This window comes from Pseudomonas sp. 4CAES_32.4, from assembly GCF_058136335.1.
This window is the reverse complement of the sequence record NZ_CM176882.1, coordinates 2,127,843-2,153,619: the sequence shown is the minus strand read 5'-3', so window position 1 is coordinate 2,153,619 and position 25,777 is coordinate 2,127,843. Positions and strand designations below refer to the sequence as shown.

Below are 25,777 nucleotides of genomic sequence, written 5' to 3'. Positions count from 1 at the left end.
GATCTATGAAAGCGCCACTGACAATCCTTGCCGCCAGCCTGTTGCTGGCGGCCTGCAACAGCCCTGCGCCGCGCCCCGACAGCGGCGTGCAGCCACCGGCCGCCTGGCAATCGCCTGACCACCCCGGCGCCGTGCAGAGCAACCGCCAATGGTGGATGCAGTTCGGCAGCCCCGAGCTTGATCGTCTGGTGGAACAGGCGCGACTGGGCAGCCATGACCTCGGTGCCGCCGTCGCTCGCGTCAGGCAAGCCCAGGCCAGTGCGACGATTGCCGGCGCCCCGCTGCTGCCGGAAATCAAGGCCGGTCTCAATGCCAATCGGCAGAAACTGTTGCACGGCAAAGGCTACAGCCAACTCGACGTCAGCCCGGATAATCGCTCGCTGGATTATTACGATGCCGAATTGAGCGCCAGTTACGAAATCGACTTCTGGGGCGGTAAACGCGCGGCCCGCGACAGCGCCGTATTCGGGGTGCAGGCCAGCGAATTCGACCGTGCCACCGTCGAACTGACCCTGCAAAGCAGCGTGGCCAGCAGCTACACCCAAGCCTTGGCATTGCGCGAACAGGCGCGCATTGCCGAACTCAATCTGGCCAACGCGCAAAACGTCCTGAACCTGGTGCAAACCCGCTTCGACGCCGGCAGCGCCACCGCACTGGAGCTGGCCCAGCAAAAAAGCCTGGTGGCCGAACAGCAGCGCAAATTGCCGCTGGTGCAGCAACAGGCTCGCGAAGCATTGATCACTCTCGCCGCCCTGCTCGGCCAACCGGTGCAGGCCTTGCCTTCACCGCAACAGTCGTTCGAACAGTTGCAGTGGCCGAATATCGCCAGTGGCGTGCCGAGCGATCTACTGAGCCGGCGTCCGGATATCGCCAGCGCCGAAGCCAGACTGGCAGCGGCTCAGGCTGACGTCAGCGTGGCTCGCGCGGCCATGCTGCCGAAAATCACCCTGACCGCCAGCCTCGGCACCGGCGCCGATCTGGCGGCGGACCTGCTGCGCACCACGTTCTACAACCTGTCCTCTGGCTTGACCGCGCCGATCTTCAACAACGGTCGCCTGAGCGCCGAACGCGACAAGGCCAAGGCGCGTCAGGACGAACTGCTGGAAACCTATCGAGGGGCGATCATCAATGGTTTTGCCGACGTGGAAAAAGCCCTGAGCAGCATTCGCGGCCTCGACGAACAACGTCAGTGGCAAAGCGAAGAGCTGAGTCAGGCGCAGACCGCGTTCGACATTGCGCAAAGTCGTTATCAGGCCGGCGCTGAAGACTTGCTGACGGTGCTGCAAACCCAGCGCACGCTGTATGCGGCGCAAGACATGAATGTGCAACTGCGGCTGTCGCGCTTGCAGGCCAGCATTGCCCTGTACAAGGCGTTGGGTGGGGGTTGGCAAGTCATCTGACAGCAACATCTCCTGTAGGAGCTGTCGAGTGCAACGAGGCTGCGATCTTTTGATCTTGCTTTTAAGAGTCAAATCAAAAGATCGCAGCCTTCGGCAGCTCCTGCACGGGGATCGCGTCGTGACTGATTAAATGCTCGGGGCAAAAAAAATCGCAGCTCCGGGCTGCGATTTTTTTTGCGCTTAAAGTTGCCGCCCTTTCACTTTCAAATGCCGGGCGTACCAAGGCCGCTGCGGCACTTTGCGAAACAGGTCAGCCATGTTGTCTTCATCGCCAAAGGTGATGCGCAACGCCAGTTTCATGGTTTCCGGGTCCATCTCCACCGAGCGACCGATTTGCAGCCCCGGCACGGTGCTGCAGCCATGGGTGTCCGGCCCCAGCCAAGGGTCGTCGACCTCAACCCAGCGCCCTGGCGCAAACCACGGCACACCGTTGACTTGCAGCCGGCTGACTTCGCCGGGGTGAAAACGCTCATGAGCGCGGAACCAGTCTTCAATACGGTCATCGATCCAACCGTGGAAACGCCAGAACACCGGGTTCACATGGGAGGAAAACGGGTCGCCGAGGAAGTCGTTTTCCGGCGCATACCAGCGCGCCGAAAAGTCTGCCTGATCCCGCGCCATCGACACCGGAATGTCGTTGGACGGATCCCGCGCCACTGACGCCCAGCGCATGTGCAGCCAGTCGTGCAGGCCCAGTTCGACTTCCGAGCCAAACTGGCCAAGGGAGAGTTTCGCCAAGTAGCGCGGGTCGCGGTACTGCGATTCCCACACCTGAAAATTGCTGTGGTAGGTCTCGGCCGCTTTGATGTCGCTGACCCACTTGGTGTACTCGTCGTCACCTTCGGTCAGCCAGGTGGGCGGCAGCGCGTCGCCGTCGTGATTGTCGAAGTAGCGGGCGAAGCCCTGGCGGTCACGCTCCAGTTCCGGCTGCGGCATCGGGAAGGCCTGCCAGGACGGCAGATCCTGCATCGAACGGGCCTTGCCTAGCATGTGCCGGTGCATGAAGAAAAAGTCGATGCCAGAGCCGTTACGATCCTTGCTCGGCCCACGAGCATCACGCTCCTTGTCACGAGGGCCGGGTTGCCAGCCGATACCGCGCAAGGCGTCGCGTTTTTTCTCCGAGAGCTTGTGCCACTTGTCGCGACTGGCGTGCCAGAGCTGGTGGAACAGGCGATGTTCCGGCGCCACCAGCCACGCCAACAATGTCGGGTTCAACCCAGTGCGCTCACGCGCCTCGGGGAAGCGCCGCTTGATGGCGATGAAATGGTTGTCGAGTTCAGGCAGCGCCAACGGCCGATCCAGGCGCAACACCTGCCCGGTGAATGTGCCGCTGCCGGCATTGCCGAACGCCGCCCAGACTTCGTCGAGTTTGACTTTGAATTCGTAGACCGGCGGCGCGTGCGGCGCATCGGTGCGCATCAGCCGCCAGTACAATTCGGCGCCGTTGCCCGGCGCCAGATCGCCGACCACTTGGTAACGCGCAGGTTCTGCAGAGCGCAGGTCGGCACCGGTATCGAGATAACCGCGCAAGCCGCGACCCCGGTGAGCAATGTCGAGAAACAGTTCCAGGCCTTCGCGTGGCAAGCCATCGAGCCCGGCCGCAGATCCGCTGAAACGGATATCCCAAACGCCGCGCAGGTTGTCCGCCAACTGTTGACCGGCGGTATCGGCCAGATCGACCGTGGCCTCCCCCGGGGTGACCGGAAACTCCTCGCGGGTCAGCTCACGATGTGCATAAAAAGCGGCAGGCAGCGCGGCGCCCGTGAGTGCCATGCCCGCCATGAACCAGCGTCGAGAGATCGTCATTGCCCTACCTGTGTCAGCCATGAAGCAGGCTTTATCCAAGCTAGAACGTTTGCTCGCCGGGGAAATTTACGGCCCCGGCAAAAGATCGCTACGCGCCGTCAGCGCTTTTGCGAACCGCGACTAAATTACCCGCCCGGCCACTCGTTCCTCCCAGATAGCAAAGGCCCCTGCGCCTGCACCTCGACGGCGAACCTGAATGAGATGGCAATGACAAAACCGCGTTCGAAAAAGGCTCTTTTTATCGGTCTGCCGCTGGCCTTGGCGATCAGCGCCGGCGCAGGGTTTCTGGCTTGGGATTACTGGTTTCGGGACAACCCTGGCTACCCGGTGAAAGTGATGAAACAGGCGACCGAGTTGCAGGATCGCATTCTCTCATTCGATAGCCACATCACCGTGCCGCTGAGTTTCGGCGCCCATGGCAACGAAGCCGATAAGGACGGCTCCGGCCAGTTCGACCTGATCAAGGCCAATCGCGGGCGCTTGTCGGGCGCTGCGCTGACGGTGTTCGGCTGGCCGGAAATGTGGAACGGCCCGAATGCCCCGCATCGCCCCACCGAAGGTTTCGTCGAAGAAGCCCGCAACCAGCAGGAAGTGCGCTACAAGATCATCACCGGCATGGTCCGCGACTTCCCCAATCAGGTCGGCATCGCCTACACCCCGGATGATTTCCGCCGCCTGCATGGCGAAGGCAAATTTGCGATTTTCATCAGCATGCTCAACGCCTATCCGCTGGGCAACGACCTGAGCAAACTGGACCTGTGGGCCGGGCGCGGCATGCGCATGTTCGGCTTCAGTTACATCGGCAACAACAGCTGGGCGGACTCGTCGCGCCCGCTGCCATTCTTCAATGACTCGCCGGACGCCCTCGACGGCCTCTCCGATATCGGCAAGCAAGCGGTGCAGCGTTTGAACGATCTGGGCGTGATCATCGACGTTTCGCAGATGTCGACCAAAGGCCTGGAACAGGTTGCGCAGTTGAGCCGCACACCGTTGGTGGCCTCGCACTCGGCGCCGCGGGCGGCGGTGGATATTCCGCGCAACCTCAGCGACAAGGAACTGCAGCTGATCAAGAACAGCGGCGGCGTAGTCCAGGTGGTCGGCTTCTCGCAATACCTCAAACCGCTGACCCAAGGCACTCAAGACAAACTCAATGCCCTGCGCGCCCGCTTTGATCTGCCGCCATTGCCAAACCTGGCCATGGCGCTGATGCCGGGTGACCCGATCATTACTGCGTGGTCGGAACAGAAACTCGGCCAGTACGCCAGCGGCCTCTACGGCATCCTTGAAGAAGAACCGAAAGCGACCCTCAAGGATCTCGGCGATGCCATCGATTACACCGTGCGCAAGATCGGTATCGACCATGTCGGCATTTCGTCCGACTTCAACGATGGTGGCGGCATCAAGGGTTGGGAAAACGTTGGCGAAATCCGCAACGTCACCGCAGAACTGATTCAGCGCGGCTACTCCGAAGCAGACATCGCCAAGCTGTGGGGCGGCAACTTCATGCGCGTCTGGGATCAGGCGCAGAAAGCCGCGAAACCGGCGCTGATTTCCCGTCAGGACACTGCCAAGCCATGACAGACCGCCGTACCTTTCTGAAACAGGCCAGCGTGATTGCGGCCGCTCTGCCGTTTGGTGCCAGCCTCACAGCGCCGGCAATGGCGACGACCGCCCCGGTGGCATCCGCGAACAAATGGACGCAATTGCGTCAGTTGTTCGATCAGGATCCGCAGGCGATTCATTTCGCCAACTTCCTGATCACCTCCCATCCCAAACCTGTGCGCGAAGCCATCGAACGCCATCGCGCCATGCTCGACCGTAATCCGGGACTGGCGATGGATTGGGATCTGGGGAGCAACGAACAATTGCAGCAGAACGTGCGGGTCTGGGCCGGCAAGTACCTGCAGGCCAAACCCGGCCAGATTGCCCTAACCGGCAGCACCACCGAAGGCCTGGCGATGATTTATGGCAGCGTGCAGGTGCGCCCGGATCAGGAAATCCTTACCACCGAGCACGAGCACTATTCCACTCGCAACATCCTCGATTTCCGTACCCGCCGCGATGGCACCCGAGTGCGCAAACTCAAGTTGTTCGACACCCCGCAAAGCATTTCGCTGGATCAGGTGCTCGACACCATCAACCGCAACATCCGCCCTGAAACCCGCGTACTGGGCATGACCTGGGTCCATTCGGGCAGCGGCGTGAAATTGCCGATCAGCGATATTTCGCGGCTGGTCGATGAACACAACCGTCAACGTGACGACAAGGACCAGCTGATTTACGTGGTCGACGGCGTGCACGGTTTCGGTGTCGATGACTTGAGTTTCCCGCAGATGAACTGCGACTTCTTCATCGCCGGCACCCACAAGTGGATGTTCGGCCCACGCGGCACCGGCATCGTTTGCAGCCGCAGCGAAGAGCTGAAATACGTCAGCCCGAGTGTGCCGACATTCTCCGAAGCCACCTCCTTCGCCACCATCATGACCCCGGGCGGTTATCACGCCTTCGAGCATCGCTGGGCGGTGGACGAAGCATTCAAGTTGCACCTGCAGCTGGGCAAGGCCGACGTTCAAGCGCGCATCCATCAGCTCAACAGCTACCTGAAACAGCGCTTGCAGGAACAGCCGGGGATCGAGTTGGTGACCCCGCTCGATCCGAAGTTTTCCGCCGGCTTCACTTTTTTCCGGGGCAAGGGCCATGACAGCGACGAAGTGGCCGCCTACCTGATGCAAAACCGGGTGATCTGCGATGCGGTCAGCCGCGACGTCGGTCCGGTGATTCGCACGGCGCCCGGCCTGCTCAACAACGAAGCCGAAGTGGACCGGTTCATGGCCATCCTCGGTCAAAAACGGCGCGCCTGATCCCTCGACTCCAGTTTTCCTTTCACAGAGACGACTCATGAAAAAGCCTCACGCCTCTTTCACCTTCAAGGCGCTACCCGCGCTGGCCCTGACCGTGCTGTGCGCCGCTCTGCTGCCTGGCGCCGCCCAAGCGGCCATGCCACCTGCGCCGGGCAAAGTGTTCAAGGATTGCAAGGACTGCCCGGAAATGGTCGTTTTGCCGACCGGCACCTTCACCATGGGCACCCCGGATGACGAAGTCGGCCGCGAGCCGGACGAAGGACCGCGCCACGCAGTGACCTTCAGCAAACCGTTCGCCATCAGCCGTTTCCAGGTGCTGGTCGGCGAGTGGGACGCGTACGTGCGCGAAACCGGCAACAAGCCTTACGACTTCGATGATCGTCCGGGCCGTCGCTGCACTGCCGGCAAGCCGGAATTCAAACAGACTGCCCGCGACCCGGCGGTGTGCATGAACGTCGCCGAAGCCCAGGGCTACATCGATTGGTTGTCGAAAAAAACCGGTCATGCCTATCGCCTGCAAAGCGAATCGATCCGCGAGTACGCCGCACGCGGCGGCAGCACCGGGCCCTTCCCTTTCCCGTTCGATGAAGGCAACAACTACCAGATTTCCAAACACGCCAACACCTATGGCGCCGCCGACGGTTACAACTTCACGTCCCCTGCAGGCACGTTCCCGGCCAATGCCTTCGGCGTTTACGACGCCCACGGTAACGTCTACGAATGGACCGCCGACTGCTATCACAAGGATTATTCCGGCGTGCCCAACGACGGTCGCCCATGGACTCAGGAAAACTGCGAGCGTCAGGTCATGCGTGGCAACGACTGGGGCGAGGCGCCGGTGTTCTCGCGCTCCGGTAACCGCAACAGCAGCTGGCCGACCAGCAAAGGCGACTGGCTCGGGTTTCGCGTAGTGCGCGACCTCTGATCCTGCCCGCCACGACCGCAGCCCCGTCTGCGGTCGTTTAAAGAAAGTCCGTGACCATTCGTTTTCCTTAAGTACCGGCACTCCCTCCGCACCGAAGCAGGAATCCTCCATGACCAAGCCTACGCGTGGGGCGATCAACGAATTGTTCGCCTTGCTCAAGCCCTTCCGCCTGATTGTCTCTGTGTCCATCGTGCTCGGCATGATCGGCGGCCTGAGCGTCACCGTGCTGCTGGCAACCATCAACAATGCCCTGCACTCCGACGACGGGCTGACCCGGACCGTGGTAATGATTTTCGCCGGTCTGTGCGCACTGGCCTTGCTGACGACGATTCTGTCCGACATCGGCACCAACTACGTCGGCCAACACATCATTGCCAAGCTGCGCAAGGAACTGGGGGAGAAAGTCCTGTCGGCGCCGATCGACCAGATCGAACGCTATCGCAGCCATCGATTGATCCCGGTGCTGACCCACGACGTCGACACCATCAGTGACTTCGCCTTCGCCTTTGCCCCGCTGGCGATTTCCATGACGGTTACCCTCGGCTGCCTCGGCTATCTGGCGCTGCTTTCCTGGCCGATGTTCTTGATGATGCTGGTGGCCATTGCGATCGGCACAACCATTCAGGCGATTGCCCGGGCCAAGGGCATGCGCGGTTTCTACGCCGCACGCGACTCCGAAGACGAACTGCAAAAGCACTACAACGCGATTGCCGAGGGCGCCAAGGAACTGCGCATTCACCGCCCGCGTCGCCAGCGCATGTTTGTCGCCGGGATTCAGAAAACCGCCGAAAAGATCTGCGACACCCAGATCAAATCCATCAACACCTTCGTCATCGCCAAGTCCTTCGGCTCGATGTTGTTCTTCGTGGTCATCGGCATGGCACTGGCCCTGCAGTCCTTCTGGCCCAGCGGCGACAAAGCGGTGATGAGCGGATTCGTCCTGGTGCTGCTGTACATGAAGGGGCCGCTGGAGCATCTGGTCAGCACGTTGCCGATCATCAGCCGTGCGCAGATTGCCTTCCGCCGCATCGCCGAGCTGAGTGATCAATTCTCCTCGCCGGAACCGCATCTGCTGCTGGAAGACCAAGGCAAGAAACCCGGTGCGGTCAACAGCCTGGAACTGCACAACGTGCGTTACGCCTTCCCGCCCGTGGAAGGCAGCGAACCGTTCCGTCTGGGGCCGGTCAACTTGCGCATCGAACAGGGCGACATCGTGTTCATCGTCGGTGAAAACGGTTGCGGCAAAACCACTCTGATCAAATTGTTGTTGGGTTTGTATGCGCCAACCGAGGGCGAGATTCGCGTCAACGATCAGCCGATCACCGCGCTCAACCGCGACGACTACCGGCAGAACTTCACCACGATTTTTGCCGACTATTACCTGTTCGACGATCTGATTCAGGGCGACCGCGAAGTCCCGCAGGATGCGACCCGCTACCTCGAACGTCTGGAGATCGCGCACAAGGTCAGCGTGCGCGACGGCGCGTTCAGCACCACCGATTTGTCCACCGGCCAGCGCAAGCGCCTGGCACTGGTCAATGCCTGGCTCGAAGAGCGTCCGGTGCTGGTATTCGATGAATGGGCGGCCGATCAGGACCCGACCTTCCGCCGTATTTTCTACACAGAGTTGTTGCCTGACCTCAAACGTCTGGGCAAGACCATCATCGTGATCTCCCACGATGACCGTTACTTCGACGTCGCCGATCAACTGGTGCGCATGGAGGCCGGCAAGGTCAAGAGCGAACTGCAAACCGCTTGATCGACGAGGCCGCGGCCAGGCCGGAAAAATAATTTTCCGGTTTGCCGCGGCTTCCTCGTCTTAATGAGATGAATAAGAACCATTAACAACTATACCTGCCAAGGTCTTAACCTCATGTCCGCATCCCGTTTCATGCTTCGCCCTTTGACTCGAGCCCTGCTGATGCACGGCGCGACACGCACTCGACTGGCCGGCACCGGCCTTGGTCTGGCACTGACACTCACGGCAGCGCCGTATGTCCAGGCCCAGGAATGGACCCTGAACATCCCGTCGCAGCCATTGGCCCAGGCGCTGCAAACCCTCGGCCAGCAGACCAGCCTGCAAATCATCTACAGCCCGGAAAGCCTGCAAGGTCTGCGTTCGAGCGCGCTCAACGGCCGCTACCAGGACGATGAGTCGCTCAAGGCGATGCTCAATGGCACCGGCATCCGCTACCAGCGTGACGGCAACACCGTGACCGTACTCGGCCCGGCCACCGGCAGCGCGATGGAACTGGCACCGACCAACGTCAACGCCAACCGCCTGAGCGCCACCACCGAAGGCAGCAACTCCTACACCACCGGTGGCGTGACCATTGGCAAAGGCGTGCACTCGCTGAAGGAGACTCCGCAGTCGGTCACCGTGATGACCCGCAAGATGCTCGATGACCAGAATCTCAACACCATCGAACAGGTGATGGAGAAGACCCCGGGCATCACCGTGTATGACTCGCCTATGGGCGGCAAGTATTTCTACTCCCGCGGCTTCCGTATGACTGGCCAGTATCAGTACGACGGCGTGCCGCTGGATATCGGCAGCAGCTACGTGCAGGCCGACAGCTTCAACAGCGACATGGCCATCTATGACCGCGTGGAAGTACTGCGTGGCGCGGCCGGCATGATGAAAGGCGCTGGCGGCACTGCCGGTGGCGTCAACTTCGTGCGCAAGCGCGGCCAGGACACTGCGCACACGCAACTGTCGCTGTCGGCAGGCACATGGGACAACTATCGCGGCCAGGTCGACACCGGCGGCCCGCTGAACGACTCCGGCACCATCCGTGGTCGCGCCGTGGTCACCGAACAGACCCGTCAATATTTCTATGACGTGGCCAGTCGCAAAGACCAGATCTACTACGGCGCTCTGGACTTCGACCTCAGCCCCGACACCACCCTGGGTCTGGGCTTCGCCTGGGAAGACGTCGACGCCACGCCATGCTGGGGCGGTCTGCCGCGTTACGCCGACGGCTCCGACCTGCACCTCAAGCGCTCCACATGCCTGAACACCGCGTGGAACAACCAGCGCAGCAAACGCGCCACCTATTTCGCCGACCTGAAACACCAGTTCAACGACGACTGGTCGCTGAAAGTCGCCGGGGTTTACTCGCGTAACACCCAGGACATGGAATACGCCTTCCCGAGCGGCGCGGTACCGGTCGGCGCCACCGCATCGAACACCCTGATGCTGGGTAGCATTTACGACTACGATCAGCGCGACTACGGTTTCGATGCCTATGTCGACGGCAAATTCGACGCCTTCGGCCAGCAACATGAACTGACCATCGGCGCCAACGCCAGCCGTTCGCACAAGGATGACTTCTACGCCGTCGCCGCGCTGCCACAACGGCAGAACGTGCTCGACCCGAACCACCACATCCCGCAACCGGACGAAAGCTACTACCTGGCCAACGCCTCCCGTGGCGGCCCGGTGGATATGCACATCAAGCAATACGGCGCCTACTCCATCGCCCGCCTGAAACTGGCTGATCCGCTGACCCTGGTACTGGGCAGCCGTGTCAGCTGGTACAAGTCCGACACTGACTCGGTGCAGTACTTCCGTGGCGAAGGCACCCAGGTCGACACCAAGTCCACCGAAACCGGCCAGGTCACGCCGTTCGCCGGTGTGCTGTTCGACCTCAACGACAACCTGACCGCCTACGCCAGCTACACCGACATCTTCACCCCGCAAGGCGCTTACAAGACCATTGATGGCAGCACCCTCAAGCCATTGGTCGGCCAGAGCTACGAGCTGGGGATCAAGGGCGAGTGGTTCGACGGTCGTCTGAACAGTTCCTTCAACCTGTTCCGCACCATTCAGAAAGATGCCGCCCAAGATGACCCGCGTTGCGAAGACAGTTCCTGCTCGATCAACTCCGGCAAGGTTCGCGCGCAGGGCTTCGAAGCTGAAGTCAGCGGTGAAGTGATCGATCACCTGCAATTGCTGGCCGGTTACACCTACACCCAGACCAAGGTGCTGGAAGATGCCGACGCCACTCAGGATGGCGTGGTCTACAACTCGTACGTGCCGCGTCACTTGCTGCGTGTCTGGGGTGACTACGGCCTGAGCGGGCCACTGGATCGCGTGACGATCGGTGCGGGTGTCAACGCGCAGACTGGCAACTATCGGACTTCGCCTCTGGGCGGTGACAACATTGATGGTGCCGGTTATGCGGTCTGGAACGGTCGCATTGGCTACCGTATCGATGACACCTGGTCGGTGGCGCTTAACGGGAATAACCTGTTTGACAAGCGTTACTACTCGACGATTGGTACCGAAGGGTTCGGTAACTTCTATGGTGATCCGCGTAACTTCGTGATGTCGGTCAAGGCTGATTTCTGATTGGGTGTGATGTGAGAGAGCCCCGCTTCGGCGGGGCTTTTTTTTGGCCTGTTGGTCTTGGCGGCCTTAGGGCCGACCATGCTCCTTGGGTTTTGGGGGCATATCCGTTGCTTCGGGTGCTGCCGCTGGCGGTTTCGCTCTTACAGCGACTCACTTTTCCAGACGCCGGAATGCCGGCCCAGCGAAAAGTAAGCAAAAGGCTTTGCCCCTGGCGTACGGCACTTCGCTAAGGCTCAGTGTTCCCTCGCTACGGTGTCCATCCGGGGGCATCGCCTACGGTTTGCTTCGCTGCACCTCCTCTCGATGTATGCGGCTACGCCGCACGGCGCTGCGCGCCTAACCCCCGGATGAACACCTCCGCTCGGCCTGCCGATGGGGCAAAAAATCAAAAGCCGAAGCCAAAGCAAGATCACAAGCCAAATCAAAAGCCCCTCACCCTAAACCTCTCCCAGAGGGAGAGGGGACTGATTGAGGTGTTTGGGAGAGCTACGCCGGCGTGCGATACCGCGCTGAACTCAGGCTCTGAAAAGCAAACAAATCAGCCCCTCACCATCCAAGAAAAAAAGAGAACTGACTGAGATCTTTGGGAGAGCTACGTCGAAGTGAAATACCGAGTCGAACACAGATTTTGAGAAGCCCACAAATCGGCTCCCTCTCCCTCGGGAGAGGGCTGGGGTGAGGGGCGAATCCACCAAAAAGCCAAAGCCGACCACGCTGTGCTATTCACCACTCAATAGGCCGAGTGTCAGCTCGCCTGCTTTTGATCTTGATCTGTAAGGCGACGTCGGAAGGCTGAGTGGAGGGATTGATCCGGGCGTGGGAGCTCAGCGACCGTTTGGCGCAGCCAAACACAGCGAGAGGAGGTGCAGCGAAGCAAACCGTAGGCGCTGCGCCCGGATCGATCACGCAGCGAAGGAACCCCGAGCCCCAGCGAGCGGGCCGCACGTAGGAGCAAGCGTTTTTTTGCTTACTTTTTTTAGGCGTTTGTAAAAAAAGTGAGTCGCCGTCAGGGCGAAACCCTAAGCCGCCGTTACCGCAGCAACGGATATTCACCCAAAAACCAACCAATACCCAATCACCCCAACATCAACGCCAACCCCCGGCTCAGGCGTTCATGCACCCGCAGTACATCAGGCATCACCGAAGCCATCCGCAGCAAATCATGCGTCAGCCCAGGACATGGCTCAACCTCAACACTCACCCCCTGCCCCCGCAATTTGTCAGCATAAGCCTGCCCCTCATCAAACAACGGATCAAAGCCCGCCAACAACACGATCGCCGGCGCCACACCCCGCAGATCCTCCGCCAGCAACGGCGAAAAGCGCCAGTCCAGATAATCTTCCGGACTGCGCGCGTAAAGCTGATAAAACCAGTCAAGCGTATCGTTCTCCAACAAATAACCCTCGCTGAACAACAACCGCGAATCGTGCGTACGCGAAGCATCGGTCACCGGATAGCACAACAACTGTGCCTTGGGTGCGATGGCCACGGTTTGCGGCTGCACCACCGCCTGAATCGCCAGCACCGTGGCCAAGGTCGCACCGGCACTATCGCCGCCAAACGCCACACGCGAGGTATCAAGGCCAAGGCTCACGGCGTTTTCCGCCAACCATGCCAGGGCGTCTTCGCCATCCTCCAGTGCCGTTGGAAAACGATGCTCTGGGGCCAGTCGATACCCGACCGACAACACCGCACACGGCGTGCGCTGGCAAAATTCGCGGCATACACCGTCGTGAGAATCGAGGCTGCCGACGACAAAACCACCGCCGTGGAAATACACCAGCACCGGCATCGGCGAGTCCGCTGCGTGGGGGCGATACAGACGCAGTGCCAACCGCGCACCATCGCGCGCCGACGTGTCGATTTCGCTGACCAACAGGTCATCAGGCGCCGGCCAGCGCAGTTGCACCGTGGTCTGTTCGAAAGTCGCGCGGGCCTCGCTCGGGGTCATTTGGTGCATGGCCGGCAGGCCGGCGTCCTGGCGGTCTTGGGCCAGGTCGAGAAAGGCTTCCAGATCAGGATGTAACGACATTGCTAAAATCCTTGTATCGGCAAAAAAAGGGGCGCGCCTTGGCAGCGCCCCTGGAGATGGCTGAACGTGTGGCAATCAGCCCGCGCGTGCCATGCAATGCTCAATCAACGCCTCCAGCTCACGCTGGTAATCGCTCATCAAGGCGTCCATGGTGCCGGCGCGATAACGCTGGCTGCTGTAGATGCAGCGCAAGGCCAACTGACCGTCATAGACCTGGCCGACAATTTCCAGCCAGTTGCCCAGATTGGCTTTCAGACTGTAGTTGTCACCGGTTTCTTCCAGCGCCGGCACCAGCAGCGCCTGCTCGTCGAAACTCTGATCGAACTGCCCCAAGTAGTTGAACGTGACTCGCGCTTGCGGCAGCTCCGCCAATTGACGCGACACCTCAGCCCCAGCCAGATGACGCAGCACGCCATAGCCGATGCCCTTCTGCGGGACTGCCGCCAACTGTGCCTGCACATTGACGATCGACTGGCCAATGTCGTCGCTGTCCGGACGCAAACGCACCGGGAACATGCTGGTGAACCAGCCCAGACTGCGGCTCAGGTCGATGGACTCGAACAAGTCTTCACGACCATGGCCTTCGAGCAGGATCAACGCCGACGGTTGTTGACTCCAGCGGCACAGGGTACGGCTGAGCGCCGACAACAGCAGGTCGTTGATCTGCGTGCCGTACACCGCCGGGGCCTGTTTGAGCAGTTGTTCAGTGTGCTCGCGAGACAGTTTGAGCCGTGCCTGCGCCTGCTGACGCACGAGGTTTTTGCCGCGCAGGTTGTCGCACGGCAAGTCGACGCCCGGCTGATCCAGCTGCCCCAGCCAGTACGCCAGTTCCTGCTCGGCAATCACCGGTGCCTGTGCCTGCAAGGCCTCGGCGAACGAGCGGTAGCTGCTGGTGCGAATCGGCAGTTTCGGCTCCCGTCCTTGCACACACGCCTCGTAAGCCACTTTCAAATCGTCGAGCAGAATTCGCCACGACACGGTGTCGACCACCAAGTGGTGAATCACCACCAGCAGGCGCGCCTGGCCATCCGGCAAGGCGACATGCATCACCCGCCAGACCGGCCCATCGTCGAGTTTCAAGCTGCGCTGGGCGAGGTTGGCCAAGGCTTCGACTTGCTCACTGTTGTCCGCCTCGCGACGCCATAGCAGCGCTTCACCCTGTTCACTGAGGTCGCAGTAACGCTGCAACCAACGCCCGCCTTCGTGGGAGAAATGCAGGCGCAACGAGTCGTGATGTTGCTCGATCCAGCCCAGTGCCTGTTCCAGTGCATCGAGGTTCAGCGGCTGACGTGCACTCAACAGCAATGACTGGTTGTAGTGATGCGCCTCGGCCATGCCTTCGGCAAAGAACCACTCCTGAATCGGCAAGAGATTGAACAAGCCCTCGGCGGCGACGTGCGTGACGTCTGCCTGCGGTTGTGCCGCGCCCTCCTTCGCCGCGTCCTGCTCGACGATACCGGCGATGGTCTGATAACGCATCAGGTCGCGCAACTTGAGGTCCATCTGCAACGTCGGGTGGTTTCTGACGCGGGAGATCACCTGCAAACTCAGAATCGAGTCGCCGCCCAGTTCGAAGAAGTTATCGCTGATGCCCACTTGTTCGACTTGCAACACCTGCGCCCAAATGTCCGCGAGCAGGCTTTCCTGCTCGTTGCGCGGAGCCAGGTATTGCTCGGTTTTGAACTCAGGTTCCGGCAGCGCCTTGCGATCGAGCTTGCCGTTCGGTGTCACCGGGAAAGCACTGAGGCAAACGATCTGCGCCGGCACCATGTATTCCGGCAGCGAAGTGCGCAGGCCCGCCTTGAGTTCATCGCCGATGTCTTCGCCGGTCGCGGTGACCACATAACCGATCAGTTGCTTTCCGGAGGCATTGTCGCGGGCGATTACCAGTGCGTCGGTAACCGACGGTAACTGGCGCAGACTGGCCTCAACTTCGCCCAGTTCGATGCGGAAACCCCGGACTTTGACCTGATGGTCGATACGGCCGACGTAATCGACCACACCGTCGGTACGCAAACGCACCAGATCGCCGCTGCGATACAGGCGCTCGCCCGCCGCGAACGGGTTGGGTACGAAGCGCTCGCAGGTCAGGTCCGGTCGCCCGTGATAACCCCTGGCGACGCCATAACCACCAATGTACAGCTCACCGGCAAAGCCTGGCGGCAGCGGGTTCAGATCCTCGTCCAGCACGTACAGCGAGCGAGCCCCCACGGCGCGGCCGATCGGCGCGTATGCGGCTTCGCAATGCTGGCTGACCGGGACTTTCCAGAGCATCGGCGTGACCACGGTTTCGGTTGGGCCGTAGCCGTTGGTGAAGTATTGCGGACGCAGCGCTGCCTTTACCTGCTCGAAGGTCTGATCCGGCACCGCATCACCGCCGAAGCAATAGATGCGCACCGGTGGCGGCGCGATACCGCTGGCCGCTGCGTACTCGGCCAGTTGTTTGAGATAGGCCGGCGGGAAGCAGGCAATGGTGATGCCGTAATCGTGCAGTGCCTGATAGGTCTGCTCCGGTGTCCACAGGCAACCGTCACGGATCACCAGACGACCGCCGCTGTACAAGGTGCTCAACCAGCGCTCATGGGCCCCGTCGAACGCAAACGACATGAAGTGCAGCTCGCAGCTGCTGGCGTCCATTTCGTACAGCTCGGCGATGGCCTGACAGTGCATGCTCAGCGGGCCTTGGGTCACGGCGACACCTTTCGGCCGCCCGGTAGAACCCGAGGTGTAGACCAGATACGCCAGGCCTTGCTCGTGCACCCGATATTCCGGGGCGTGGTCGGCGTAGCGGTTTTCGTCGAGGTCATCGATTTCCAGGCGCAGCAGGCCTTGCGGCGCCGGCAACGTGCTGCGCAGGCTGCTCTGGGTCAGCAATAGCGCCATGCCCGAATCTTCAATCATGTACGCCAGACGCTCCGGCGGGTAATCGATGTCCAGCGGCACGTAAGCCGCACCGCTCTTGAGCACGGCGAGGAAGCTCACCACCATTTCCAGCGAACGCGGCAAGGCCACGCCGATCACCACTTCCGGCCCGGCACCGTGCTCGATCAGGCAGTGCGCCAGACGATTGGCCCGTTGCTCGAGCTCGGCGTAAGTCAGGTTCATCCCGGCGCATTGCAGAGCAATAGCCTGGGGCTGATGTTGCGCGTGACGACTGATCAGTTCCGGCAACAGCGCCGCTTGATGCGTGTGCGCAGGTTCAGCACTCCAGGCCTGCGCGGCTTGCCATTGTTCAGGGCTCAGACGCTGCAAATTACCGAGGCGTTCGTACGGCGCCGCCATCATCGCGGCGAGGGTGTTTTCCATGGTCTGGCGAATACCGACAACGGCGTCGGCGCTGAAGTGGCTGCGCAGGTACAGGTATTCGATCGACAACTCGTCACCGAGCATCACCGCGAGGTCCATCGGTACGTTGGTCACACCGTGGCCAATGGATTTGCCGAAGGTCAGGTCGGTGTCGTTTTCTTCCTGCAAGCGATCGTCGATCGGGAAGTTTTCGAACACCACAATGCTGTCGAACAGCGCCTGACCACCGAGGCTGGACCAGCGCTGTACATCGGCCAGCGGCGCCTGGGAATAATCACGAATGTCGAGGTTGTAGGCCTGCACGTCGCCCAGCCAGTCGGCCAGACGCTGATCGGCTTGCGGCGTCTGAATGATCGGCAAAGTGTTGATGAACAGACCGAGCATGTTGCCGACATTCGCCAGACTTTCCGGACGTCCCGACACCGTGGCGCCAAAAGTCACCGTCTGCTGCCCGGTGTAGCGCTGCAGCAGCAACAGCCACGCGCCCTGAATCAAGGTGTTGGGCGTGATGCGCAGATCGCGGCAGAACTGCAACAGCCGCGCGGTTTGCGCTGTGTCCCAGTTCGAATAGATCGCATCGTGACCGGAGACATCGGCGCTGTGGCGCGGGTGAATCGCCTGGCTCAGTGCCGTCGGTTCGTTGACCGCCGCCAGACGTGCCTTCCAGAACAATTCCTGGGCGTCCTGATCCTGCGCTTGCAGCCAGGCGATGAAGTCGCGATAGCGACCGTTCTCGCCGATGATTTCGCCCTTGGAGTAATACTGCAGGACCTCGCCAAACAGCCGCGAACTGCTCCAGCCGTCCATCAGGATGTGGTGGCTGGTCCAGATCATCTGGTACTGATCGTCGCTCAAGCGCAGCAGGGTCACCCGCAACAAACGCGCATCGGCCAAATTGAAACCAAGTGCGCGATCATCGCTGGCGAACGCGGCAATCCGTTCTTCGCTGGTCTCCTGATCACGCCAATCGAGCACCTGCATTTGCAACGGCGCATGGCGATGCACAACTTGCAACGGTTTGGCCAGGCCGTCCTGCCAATGGAAACTGGTGCGCAGAATTGCCTGACGGGCGATCACGAATTCCCACGCCTGGCGGAAGCGCTCCACGTCCAGGCCCTTGATCGGCAGGCTGACCTGTTGCACGTAAAGGCTGCTGCCGTTATCCGACAGGGTGTGGAACAGCATGCCTTCCTGCATCGGCGACAGCGGGTAGACGTCCTCGATCATATCGGCCGGCACCGGCAACGCATCGAGCTGCGCCTGATCGATCTGGGCCAGCGGATAATCCGCCGGCGCCTCGTCGGTCGACGACTCGAGCGCAACCACAGTGGCGAGTTTCTGCACGGTCTGCTGCTGGAACAGGTCTTTGGGGGTGAAGCGAATTCCCTGCTGACGCGCACGGCTGACCAGTTGAATCGAGATGATCGAGTCGCCGCCCAGCGCAAAGTAGTTATCGGTCACGCCGACCCGCTCGATCTTCAGGATGTCCTGCCAGACATCGGCCAGTTGCTGCTCCAGCGGCGTCGATGGCGCCACGTATTCACGCTGCGACTGGCTGACGTCCGGTGCCGGCAAGGCTTTGCGGTCGAGTTTTCCGTTCGGTGTCAGCGGCAACTGATCAAGGAACAGCCACTGCGCGGGCACCATGTATTCGGGTAGATGCGCCTTCAGCGCGGCCTGCAACGCTTCGCTCAAGTCGTCCTGTTCTTCGAAGCTGAGGCTGCTGTCACTTGGCACGACATACGCGACCAGTTGCTGACCACTGTGGCCATCCACCGCCAGCACCACGCCTTCGCGCACACTGTCCTGAGCGAGCAGACGCGCTTCGATTTCACCCAGTTCGATGCGGAAGCCGCGCACCTTGACCTGATGGTCGATGCGCCCGACGTATTCGATTCGGCCGTCCTCGCTGAAGCGGGTCAAGTCGCCGCTTCGGTACATCCGTTCGCCGCTGCTCGAAAATGGATTGGGCACGAAACGCTCGGCGGTCAGCCCCGGGCGGAACAGATAACCACGGGTGATGCCGTCGCCAGCCAGGTACAGTTCGGCGGCAACGCCCAGCGGCGCTTGCTGCAATTGACCGTCGAGCATGTACGCGGTGGTGTTGACCAGCGGCCGGCCGATGTTCGCCTGACCACCGGGTTCGCGGCGGGTGCAGGTCGAATAGGTGGTGTCTTCCGAAGGCCCGTACAGGTCGTAGACATGCGCCACCGCTGTTTCGCGGTAGAGCGTGTCGACCAGACTTTGCTTCAGCGGCTCGCCGGCGAGGTTGATGATGCGCACGCCCGGCGGGATTTGCCCGGTGCGTTGCAGCGCGGCAATCGCCGACGGCACGGTATTGATCAGTTGCACCTGATCGCGCTCCGGCAAGTCCGGCAGTTCCAGGGCATTGCGCGCCATGATGATCGAACCGCCGCGTGCGAGGGTGACGAAAATCTCCCACACCGACAGGTCGAAGCACACCGACGTTGACGCCAATACGCCTTGCAGATCGTCTTCGCTGTAGACCTCGGCAGACCAGTGGATCAGCGCCTGCACGTTGCGGTGAGCGATGGCCACGCCTTTTGGTTTGCCGGTGGAACCGGAGGTGTAAATCACGTAAGCCAGATTCGCGGAATCACCCCGCGCAGCCAGATTGTCCGCAGGCTGCTCGGCAAATGCGGCACCACCGGCTTCGACCAGCACCACCTGCGCATCGGTCTGCGGCAGTTGCGCCAGCAGCGACCGCTGCGTCAGCAAGACTTTCGCCTGACTGTCGTCGAGCATGTAGGCCACGCGATCCGCCGGGTAGTCAGGGTCCAGCGGCACATAGGTGCCACCGGCCTTGAGCACCGCCATCAGGGCGATCACCAGTTCCGCCGAACGCGGCATCGCCACGCCCACGCGGATTTCCGCGCCGACACCCAGCGCCAGCAGATGATGGGCCAGTTGGTTGGCGCGTTGATTGAGTTCGGCATAACTCAGGGCGGCGCCGGCATGACTCAGCGCCAGTGCTTGCGGATGCGCCGCGACGCGAAGCTCAAAACTCTGCGGAATCAGTCGTTCAACTGGATACGCGCCCTGATGGTCGTTCCATTGCGCGAGGGTCTGGCGTTCGGCGAGTGGCAACAGGCCGATCTCACCGAGCCGACGTTGTGGCGCCTCGATGAACTGGCGCAGCACTTCCTCCAGATGCCCTGCCAGACCCAGCACGCTACGTTCGGCAAAGTGCTCGGTGAGGTAGTTGAAGTCCAGGTTCAGGACGTCGCTGGCCCCGGCGATCAGGGTCAGACCGTAGTTGGTTTGCTCGCGGTGTTCCAGACCGGCGAAACGCAAACCGCCCGGGTTGGCTTCCAGCGCTTCGGACACCGGATAGTTTTCAAACACCAGCAAGGTGTCGAACAACGCTTCGCCACTCAACTGAGCCAGACGCTGGATGTCCTGCAATGGGGTCTGCTCGTAGTCGCGCAGCAACAGGTTTTTGTCCTGCACGCTGCGCACCCAGTCGCCGACGCTGAGCGTGGCTGGCGGGCTGGCGATCACCGGCAAGGTGTTGATGAACAGGCCCAATTGCTGTTCGATGCCCGGCAGATCCACCGGACGCCCGGACACCGTGGCGCCAAAGGCCACCGTGGCCTGCCCGGTATAGCGCTGCAATACCAACAGCCACGCGGCTTGTACCAGGCTGTTGAGGGTCACTTGCTGCTGACGGGAGAAACCGTTCAGGCGTTGAGTGAAAGCCTGGTCGAAATGCAGGCGATGCATCTGCTTGCCCAGCCCTGGCACGGTACGTCCATGGCAGGCCGAGGCCAGTCGGGTCGGTTCGTCCAGTGCGGCCAGTTGTCCGCGCCAGAAATCCTGTGAAGCGGCTTTGTCCTGACCTTGCAGCCAGACCAGGAAATCACGGTAGCGACCCTGCGCGCTCGGCACCGGGTGACCGGCGTAATCCTGCAATACCTCGCCGAACATCCGCGAGTTGCTCCAGCCATCCATAAGAATGTGATGGCAGGTAAAAATCAGCCGATGGCGGTCATCGGCGGTGCGCAGCAGGCACAGGCGCAGCAGCGGCGGGTTTTGCAAATCGAAACCGCGCTCGCGAGCAGCCTGCGCCCGCGCTTCAAGCACGGCCGGCAAGTCCGCCACACCACGCACGTCGACTTCCGGCATTTCCAGGGTCAACTGGCGGTTGATCACTTGCAGCGGCGCATCGAGACCGTCGCGCCCCCAGATGAACCCGGCGCGCAACACTTCATGGCGATCCACCACACGTTGCCAGGCTTGCTGGAAACGCGCCACGTCGAGGCCATCGATATCCAGCAGCATTTGATAGACATAGGCACTGGCATCGGCGTCGTACAAGCTGTGAAACAAAATGCCTTGTTGCATCGGCGCCAACGGATAGATGTCCTCAATGCGCTGGGCAGCCATCGGCAAGCTGTCCAGATGTGCCTGGGACAACCCGGCCAACGGCACATCCGACGGCGTCAAACCGCCACTCGGGTGGTTCAGGCAATGGTCGATCAACTCACCCAGCGCCACTTCATAAGCGCGGGCCAGTGCGTTGATGGTGCTCTCTTCGAAGACATCGCCGCTGTAAGTCCAGGTCAGGCTCAACTGCCCCTGATAAACCCGGCCATCGATGGTCAGCCAATTGGCCATCGGCGCGTTCTCATCCTGACCGGCGCCCTTGTCTTCGGTAGCCGGCACCCACAGGGCGCCTTCGTCGAAGTTATTGTCGAACTGGCCGAGGTAGTTGAACGTCACCTTCGGTTGCACCAGACCGTTCAGCGCCGCTTGCGATTCGGCGCTGCCCAGATGACGCAGCAAACCATAGCCGATACCTTTGTTCGGGATCGCGCGCAGTTGCTCCTTGATACCTTTGATAGAGGTTTCCAGACTGGCGTCCGGGGTCAGGCGCACCGGGAACATGCTGGTGAACCAACCTACCGTGCGGCTGAGGTCGACGTCATCGAACAGGTCTTCGCGACCGTGCCCCTCGAGCTGCACCAGCGCGCTGTCGGTGTGGGTCCACTGACAGAGCACACGGGCCAGCGCGGTCAGCAGCAGGTCGTTGACCTGGGTGCGATAAACCGCCGGTGCCTGTTGCAGCAACTGGCGGGTACGTTCGGCATCAAGACGCGTATCGACGCTGCGTTCAAAACGGTTGCTCAACTGGCCTTGCGGGTTATCCAGCGGCAGTTCGACCGACACATCGCGCAGTTGCCCGCGCCAGTAATCCAGTTCGCTTTCCAGCTCAGCGCTGCGGGCATGCTCCTGCAGGCGCTTGCCCCAATCCTTGAACGCACTGGTCTTGGCCGGCAGACGCACAGCCTGACCGCCGCTCAGTTGTTGATAAGCGCTTTGCAAATCTTCGAGGAGGATCCGCCACGACACGCCATCGACCACCAGGTGATGAATGACCAGCAACAGACGCTGGCTGGCGTCCGGCAAGTCGACCAACACCGCGCGAATCAGCGGGCCATCGAGCAGATCAAGGCTGCGTTGTAACTCCTGGCAAAGCGCTGGCAATGCGGCGCTGTCGTCCAGTGTGACCGTGCGCAGCAAGGCCTGCGCCTGATCCGCAGGCGCATGGCTCTGTTGCCAGCCAGCGTTGGTTTGGCGATAACGCAGACGCAAGGCGTCGTGATGCCGTTGCAGCTGCAACAACGCCTGCTCCAGCGGCGCCGCTTGCAGTGCGGTGGCCGGGGTCAGCAGGATCGACTGGTTCCAGTGATGCCGCGCCGGAATGTCGCTGTTGAAGAAGTAGTGCTGGATCGGCGTCAGCACCGCGTCGCCGAGCACATCGCCCTGCTGCATCTGCACCGCGTCGCTCTGTTGCGCGACGGTCGCCAGACGCTGCACGGTCTGGTGCTGGAAGATGTCTTTGGGGGTGAAGCGAATGCCCGCCTGACGGGCGCGGCTGACCACTTGAATCGAAATAATCGAGTCGCCGCCCAGCTCGAAGAAATTGTCATTGAGCCCGACGCGCTCGACCTTCAACACGTCCTGCCAGATCTCGGCCAGACGCTGCTCCAGTTGGTTGCGCGGCGCGGCATAGACTTCCTGTACCTGCGCAACTTCCGGGTGCGGCAGTTGCTTGCGGTCGAGTTTGCCGTTGGCCGTCAGCGGCAGGCGCTCAAGGAACGCCCAACTGACCGGGACCATGTAATCAGGCAGGGTTTCGCGCAAATGCGCCTTGATCGAATCGCGCAATGCGCCCTGCCCTTCGCCGTCCAGCACCTCGTTCGCGACAATCCAGGTCGCCAGTTGCTGGCCGCTGATACCGTCGACCGCCAGCACTACGGCTTCACGTACGTCGGGGTGTTTGAGCAGTTGCGCTTCGATTTCGCCCAGCTCGATACGGAAACCACGGATCTTCACCTGATGGTCGATCCGCCCGATGTATTCGATCACGCCATCGCCGCGCAGCCGCGCCAGGTCACCGGTGCGATACAGGCGCTCGCCGGCCTGCGGATTGAAGGGGTCGGGAACGAATCGCGTGGCGGTCATGCCGGCCTGATTCAGGTAGCCGCGCGCCAGACCGGCACCGGCGATGTACAACTCACCGATGCAGCCTTGCGGCACCAGGTTGAGCGCGCTGTCGAGCAAGTACCACGACAGGTCGACAATCGGCTCGCCGATCGGGCTGCTGTGGCTTTGTTGCAAATCAGCCATCGACAGCGGACGGTAAGTCACGTGCACGGTGGTTTCGGTGATGCCGTACATGTTGATCAGCGTTGGCGCGCAGTCGCCGAAACGCTCGAACCACGGGCGCAGGCTCTGCACTTCCAGCGCCTCACCGCCAAACACGACGTAGCGCAATGAGTTATTGCGTGGCGACTCGCTGGCGATCTGCATCAATGGCTTGAACGCCGACGGCGTCTGGTTCAGCACGGTGACGTTTTCATCGCACAGCAGCGTGTAGAAATCTTCCGGGGAACGGGTGATGTCATGCGGCACCACCACCAGTTTGCCGCCATACAACAGCGCGCCGAAAATCTCCCAGACCGAGAAGTCGAAGGCGTAGGAATGGAACAGCGTCCAGCTGTCCTGCGGGCCGAAATCGAACCAGTGCTCAGTAGAGCTGAACAGCCGCATGACGTTGCCGTGCGGCAGCAATGCGCCCTTCGGTTTACCGGTGGAACCGGAGGTGTAAATGACGTACGCCAGACTGTCCGGCGTGGTCAGGCATGGCGGGTTGGTTTCAACGCCGTGTTCTGGCGCCTGATGCAGATCGAGGCACGCCAGCCCCGGCGGCACCGGCAGTTGCGCGAGCAGATGGCCTTGGGTCAGCAGCAGGTCGATGCCGCTGTCCTCGATCATGTAGCTCAAACGATCATCCGGATAACCCGGATCCAGCGGCACATAAGCGCCACCGGCCTTGAGCACGGCAAGAATGGCGACAATCATGTCCAGCGAACGCTCGACCGCAACACCAACGCGCACGTCCGGGCCAACGCCACGCGCGATCAGCGCATGCGCCCACTGGTTGGCGCGGCGATTGAGTTCGGCGTACGTCAGGCGCTGCCCGGCGAACGTCACGGCGACCGCGTCGGGATAACGTTCGGCCCGCGCTTCGATGGCTTGGTGAATGCACTGTTCGAGCGGTTGCTCGACCCGCTCAGGATTCCATTGCGCCAAGAGTTGTTGCTGCTGCCCCGCATCAAGCATCGGCAACTGGCCGATGCGCTGCGTCGGCTCGGCGACGATGGCCCGCAACAACGCGTTCCAGTGTTGTGCCAGTCGTTCGATGGTCACCGCGTCGAACAGATCCGTGGCGTACTTGAGCACAGCTTCGATGCCGTGCGCCTGTTCGGTGGTGTTGAGGGTCAGGTCGAACTGCGCGGTCTGGCTCTGCCATTCCAGCGGTTCGATATTCAGGCCATTCAAACGGGTTTCGACGCTCGCGCGGCGTTCGGCCTGATGGTTGAACATCACCTGGAACAGCGGGCTGTGACTGAGGCTGCGGCCCGGCTCCAGCGCTTCGACCAGTTGTTCGAACGGCAAGTCCTGATGGGCCTGCGCTTGCTGCGCGGTCTGTTTGACCTGACGCAACAGATCGACAAATGGCATCTGCCCGTCGACATCGGCCTTGAGCACTTGAGTGTTGACGAAGAAGCCGATCAGCCGCTCGATCTCTACCCGGCCACGGTTGGCATTCGGCACGCCGACGCGAATGTCGGCCTGACCGCTGTAGCGGTGCAACAAGGCCTGGAACGAGGCCAGCAAGACCACGAACAGGGTGACGTTTTCTTGCCGGGCGAAGGCCTTGAGCGCGTTGCTCAGCGCCGGGTCGAGAATCAGGTTGTGGCTGGCGCCGGCGAAGCTTTGCTCGATGGAACGCGGGCGATCCATCGGCAGTTCCAGCACCGGTTGCTCGCCGCCCAGTTTCTCTTGCCAATAAGCCAGTTGCCGCTCCTGCTCACCGGCCTCCATCCACTGCCGTTGCCACAAGGCGTAGTCGGCGTATTGAATCGGCAAGGCCGGCAGACCGGCGTCGTGACCGAGGTTGAAACCGGCGTAAAGCTGCACCAGTTCCTCGATCATCACTTGCAGCGACCAGCCATCGGAGACGATGTGGTGCAGAGTCAGCACCAACACATGGTCATTCGGGGAGACTTGCAGCAGCGCTGCGCGCAAGAGCGGGCCGTGCTGCAGGTCGAAAGTTTTCTGGCTCTGGGTCTGCACGAATGCCTGGATCGAGGCATCCGCGTCGTTCGCCAGCTCAGCGCTCAGTTGATGAGTCTCCAGTGCAAAGGGTCCTGCGGGCAGGACCACTTGCAAGGGTTGCGCGGTTTCCTGGGAGAACACCGTGCGCAAGGTTTCGTGTCGTTCGATCAGCGCCTGAACGCTGCGCTCCAGCGCGCTGACATCCAGCGGGCCCTGCAAACGCAGGGCCGTCGGAATGTTGTAGGCCGCGCTGTGCGGCGCCCATTGCCAGAGAAACCACTGGCGCTGCTGAGCGTAGGACAGCAGCAACGGCTCTTCAGCCGTGCGCTTGAAAACCGGGGCAATGTCAAAGAGGTTGACGCCTTTCTGCTTGAGCAGAACCGCCAGAGCCTTTCTTTGCTTAGCCGAAAGTTGTCCTACCGACTCGATTAACTCTTGCACGCG

9 protein-coding genes are annotated in these 25,777 nt (G+C 61.3%); 6 read left to right on the top strand and 3 right to left on the bottom strand.

The genetic code is table 11. From position 1 onward, the window contains the following. Positions 1 to 5 precede the first annotated feature (5 nt). Complete coding sequence (locus AC3Y64_RS09730) at positions 6 to 1,400, top strand: efflux transporter outer membrane subunit (protein WP_489987257.1); 1,395 nt, start codon at positions 6 to 8, stop codon at positions 1,398 to 1,400. A 180-nt stretch (positions 1,401 to 1,580) separates the two neighbouring features. Here AC3Y64_RS09730 and pvdP read toward each other — a convergent pair whose 3' ends face one another. Further along, on the bottom strand, positions 1,581 to 3,206 hold the full coding sequence (gene pvdP / locus AC3Y64_RS09725; RefSeq protein ID WP_489987256.1) for a pyoverdine maturation tyrosinase PvdP: 1,626 nt from the start codon (positions 3,204 to 3,206) through the stop codon (positions 1,581 to 1,583). A gap of 207 nt (positions 3,207 to 3,413) precedes the next feature. Between pvdP and pvdM the strand changes: the two genes are divergently transcribed. The 5 genes from pvdM (at position 3,414) to AC3Y64_RS09700 (ending at position 11,346) form a co-directional block, all read left to right on the top strand. Further along, on the top strand, positions 3,414 to 4,784 hold the full coding sequence (pvdM, locus tag AC3Y64_RS09720) for a pyoverdine-tailoring dipeptidase-like protein PvdM (RefSeq protein ID WP_489987255.1): 1,371 nt from the start codon (positions 3,414 to 3,416) through the stop codon (positions 4,782 to 4,784). Beyond that, positions 4,781 to 6,067, top strand: coding sequence for a pyoverdine-tailoring periplasmic protein PvdN (gene pvdN / locus AC3Y64_RS09715; protein ID WP_489987254.1), 1,287 nt, complete (start codon positions 4,781 to 4,783; stop codon positions 6,065 to 6,067). The genes pvdM and pvdN overlap by 4 nt, the downstream gene beginning before the upstream one ends. Before the next feature lie 37 nt (positions 6,068 to 6,104). Next, positions 6,105 to 6,992, top strand: a complete 888-nt coding sequence (gene pvdO / locus AC3Y64_RS09710; protein WP_489987253.1) for a dihydropyoverdine dehydrogenase — start codon at positions 6,105 to 6,107, stop codon at positions 6,990 to 6,992. A 109-nt stretch (positions 6,993 to 7,101) separates the two neighbouring features. Beyond that, a complete protein-coding gene (locus tag AC3Y64_RS09705) occupies positions 7,102 to 8,751 on the top strand; it encodes a cyclic peptide export ABC transporter (protein WP_489987252.1) in 1,650 nt (549 codons plus the stop codon). Positions 8,752 to 8,865: 114 nt separating this feature from the next. Further along, positions 8,866 to 11,346 (top strand): TonB-dependent siderophore receptor, encoded by a 2,481-nt coding sequence (locus tag AC3Y64_RS09700; protein WP_489987251.1) that lies wholly within the window; start codon positions 8,866 to 8,868, stop codon positions 11,344 to 11,346. A gap of 1,075 nt (positions 11,347 to 12,421) precedes the next feature. On the opposite strand, the gene AC3Y64_RS09695 is transcribed toward AC3Y64_RS09700, so the two are convergent. Together AC3Y64_RS09695 and AC3Y64_RS09690 are read right to left on the bottom strand one after the other, a co-directional pair. Then, complete coding sequence (locus AC3Y64_RS09695; protein WP_489987250.1) at positions 12,422 to 13,378, bottom strand: alpha/beta hydrolase; 957 nt, start codon at positions 13,376 to 13,378, stop codon at positions 12,422 to 12,424. A 75-nt stretch (positions 13,379 to 13,453) separates the two neighbouring features. Then, positions 13,454 to 25,774 carry a non-ribosomal peptide synthase/polyketide synthase gene (locus tag AC3Y64_RS09690; protein WP_489987249.1) on the bottom strand — a complete coding sequence of 4,107 codons (12,321 nt, stop codon included), beginning with the start codon at positions 25,772 to 25,774 and terminating at the stop codon, positions 13,454 to 13,456. Positions 25,775 to 25,777: the final 3 nt, after the last annotated feature.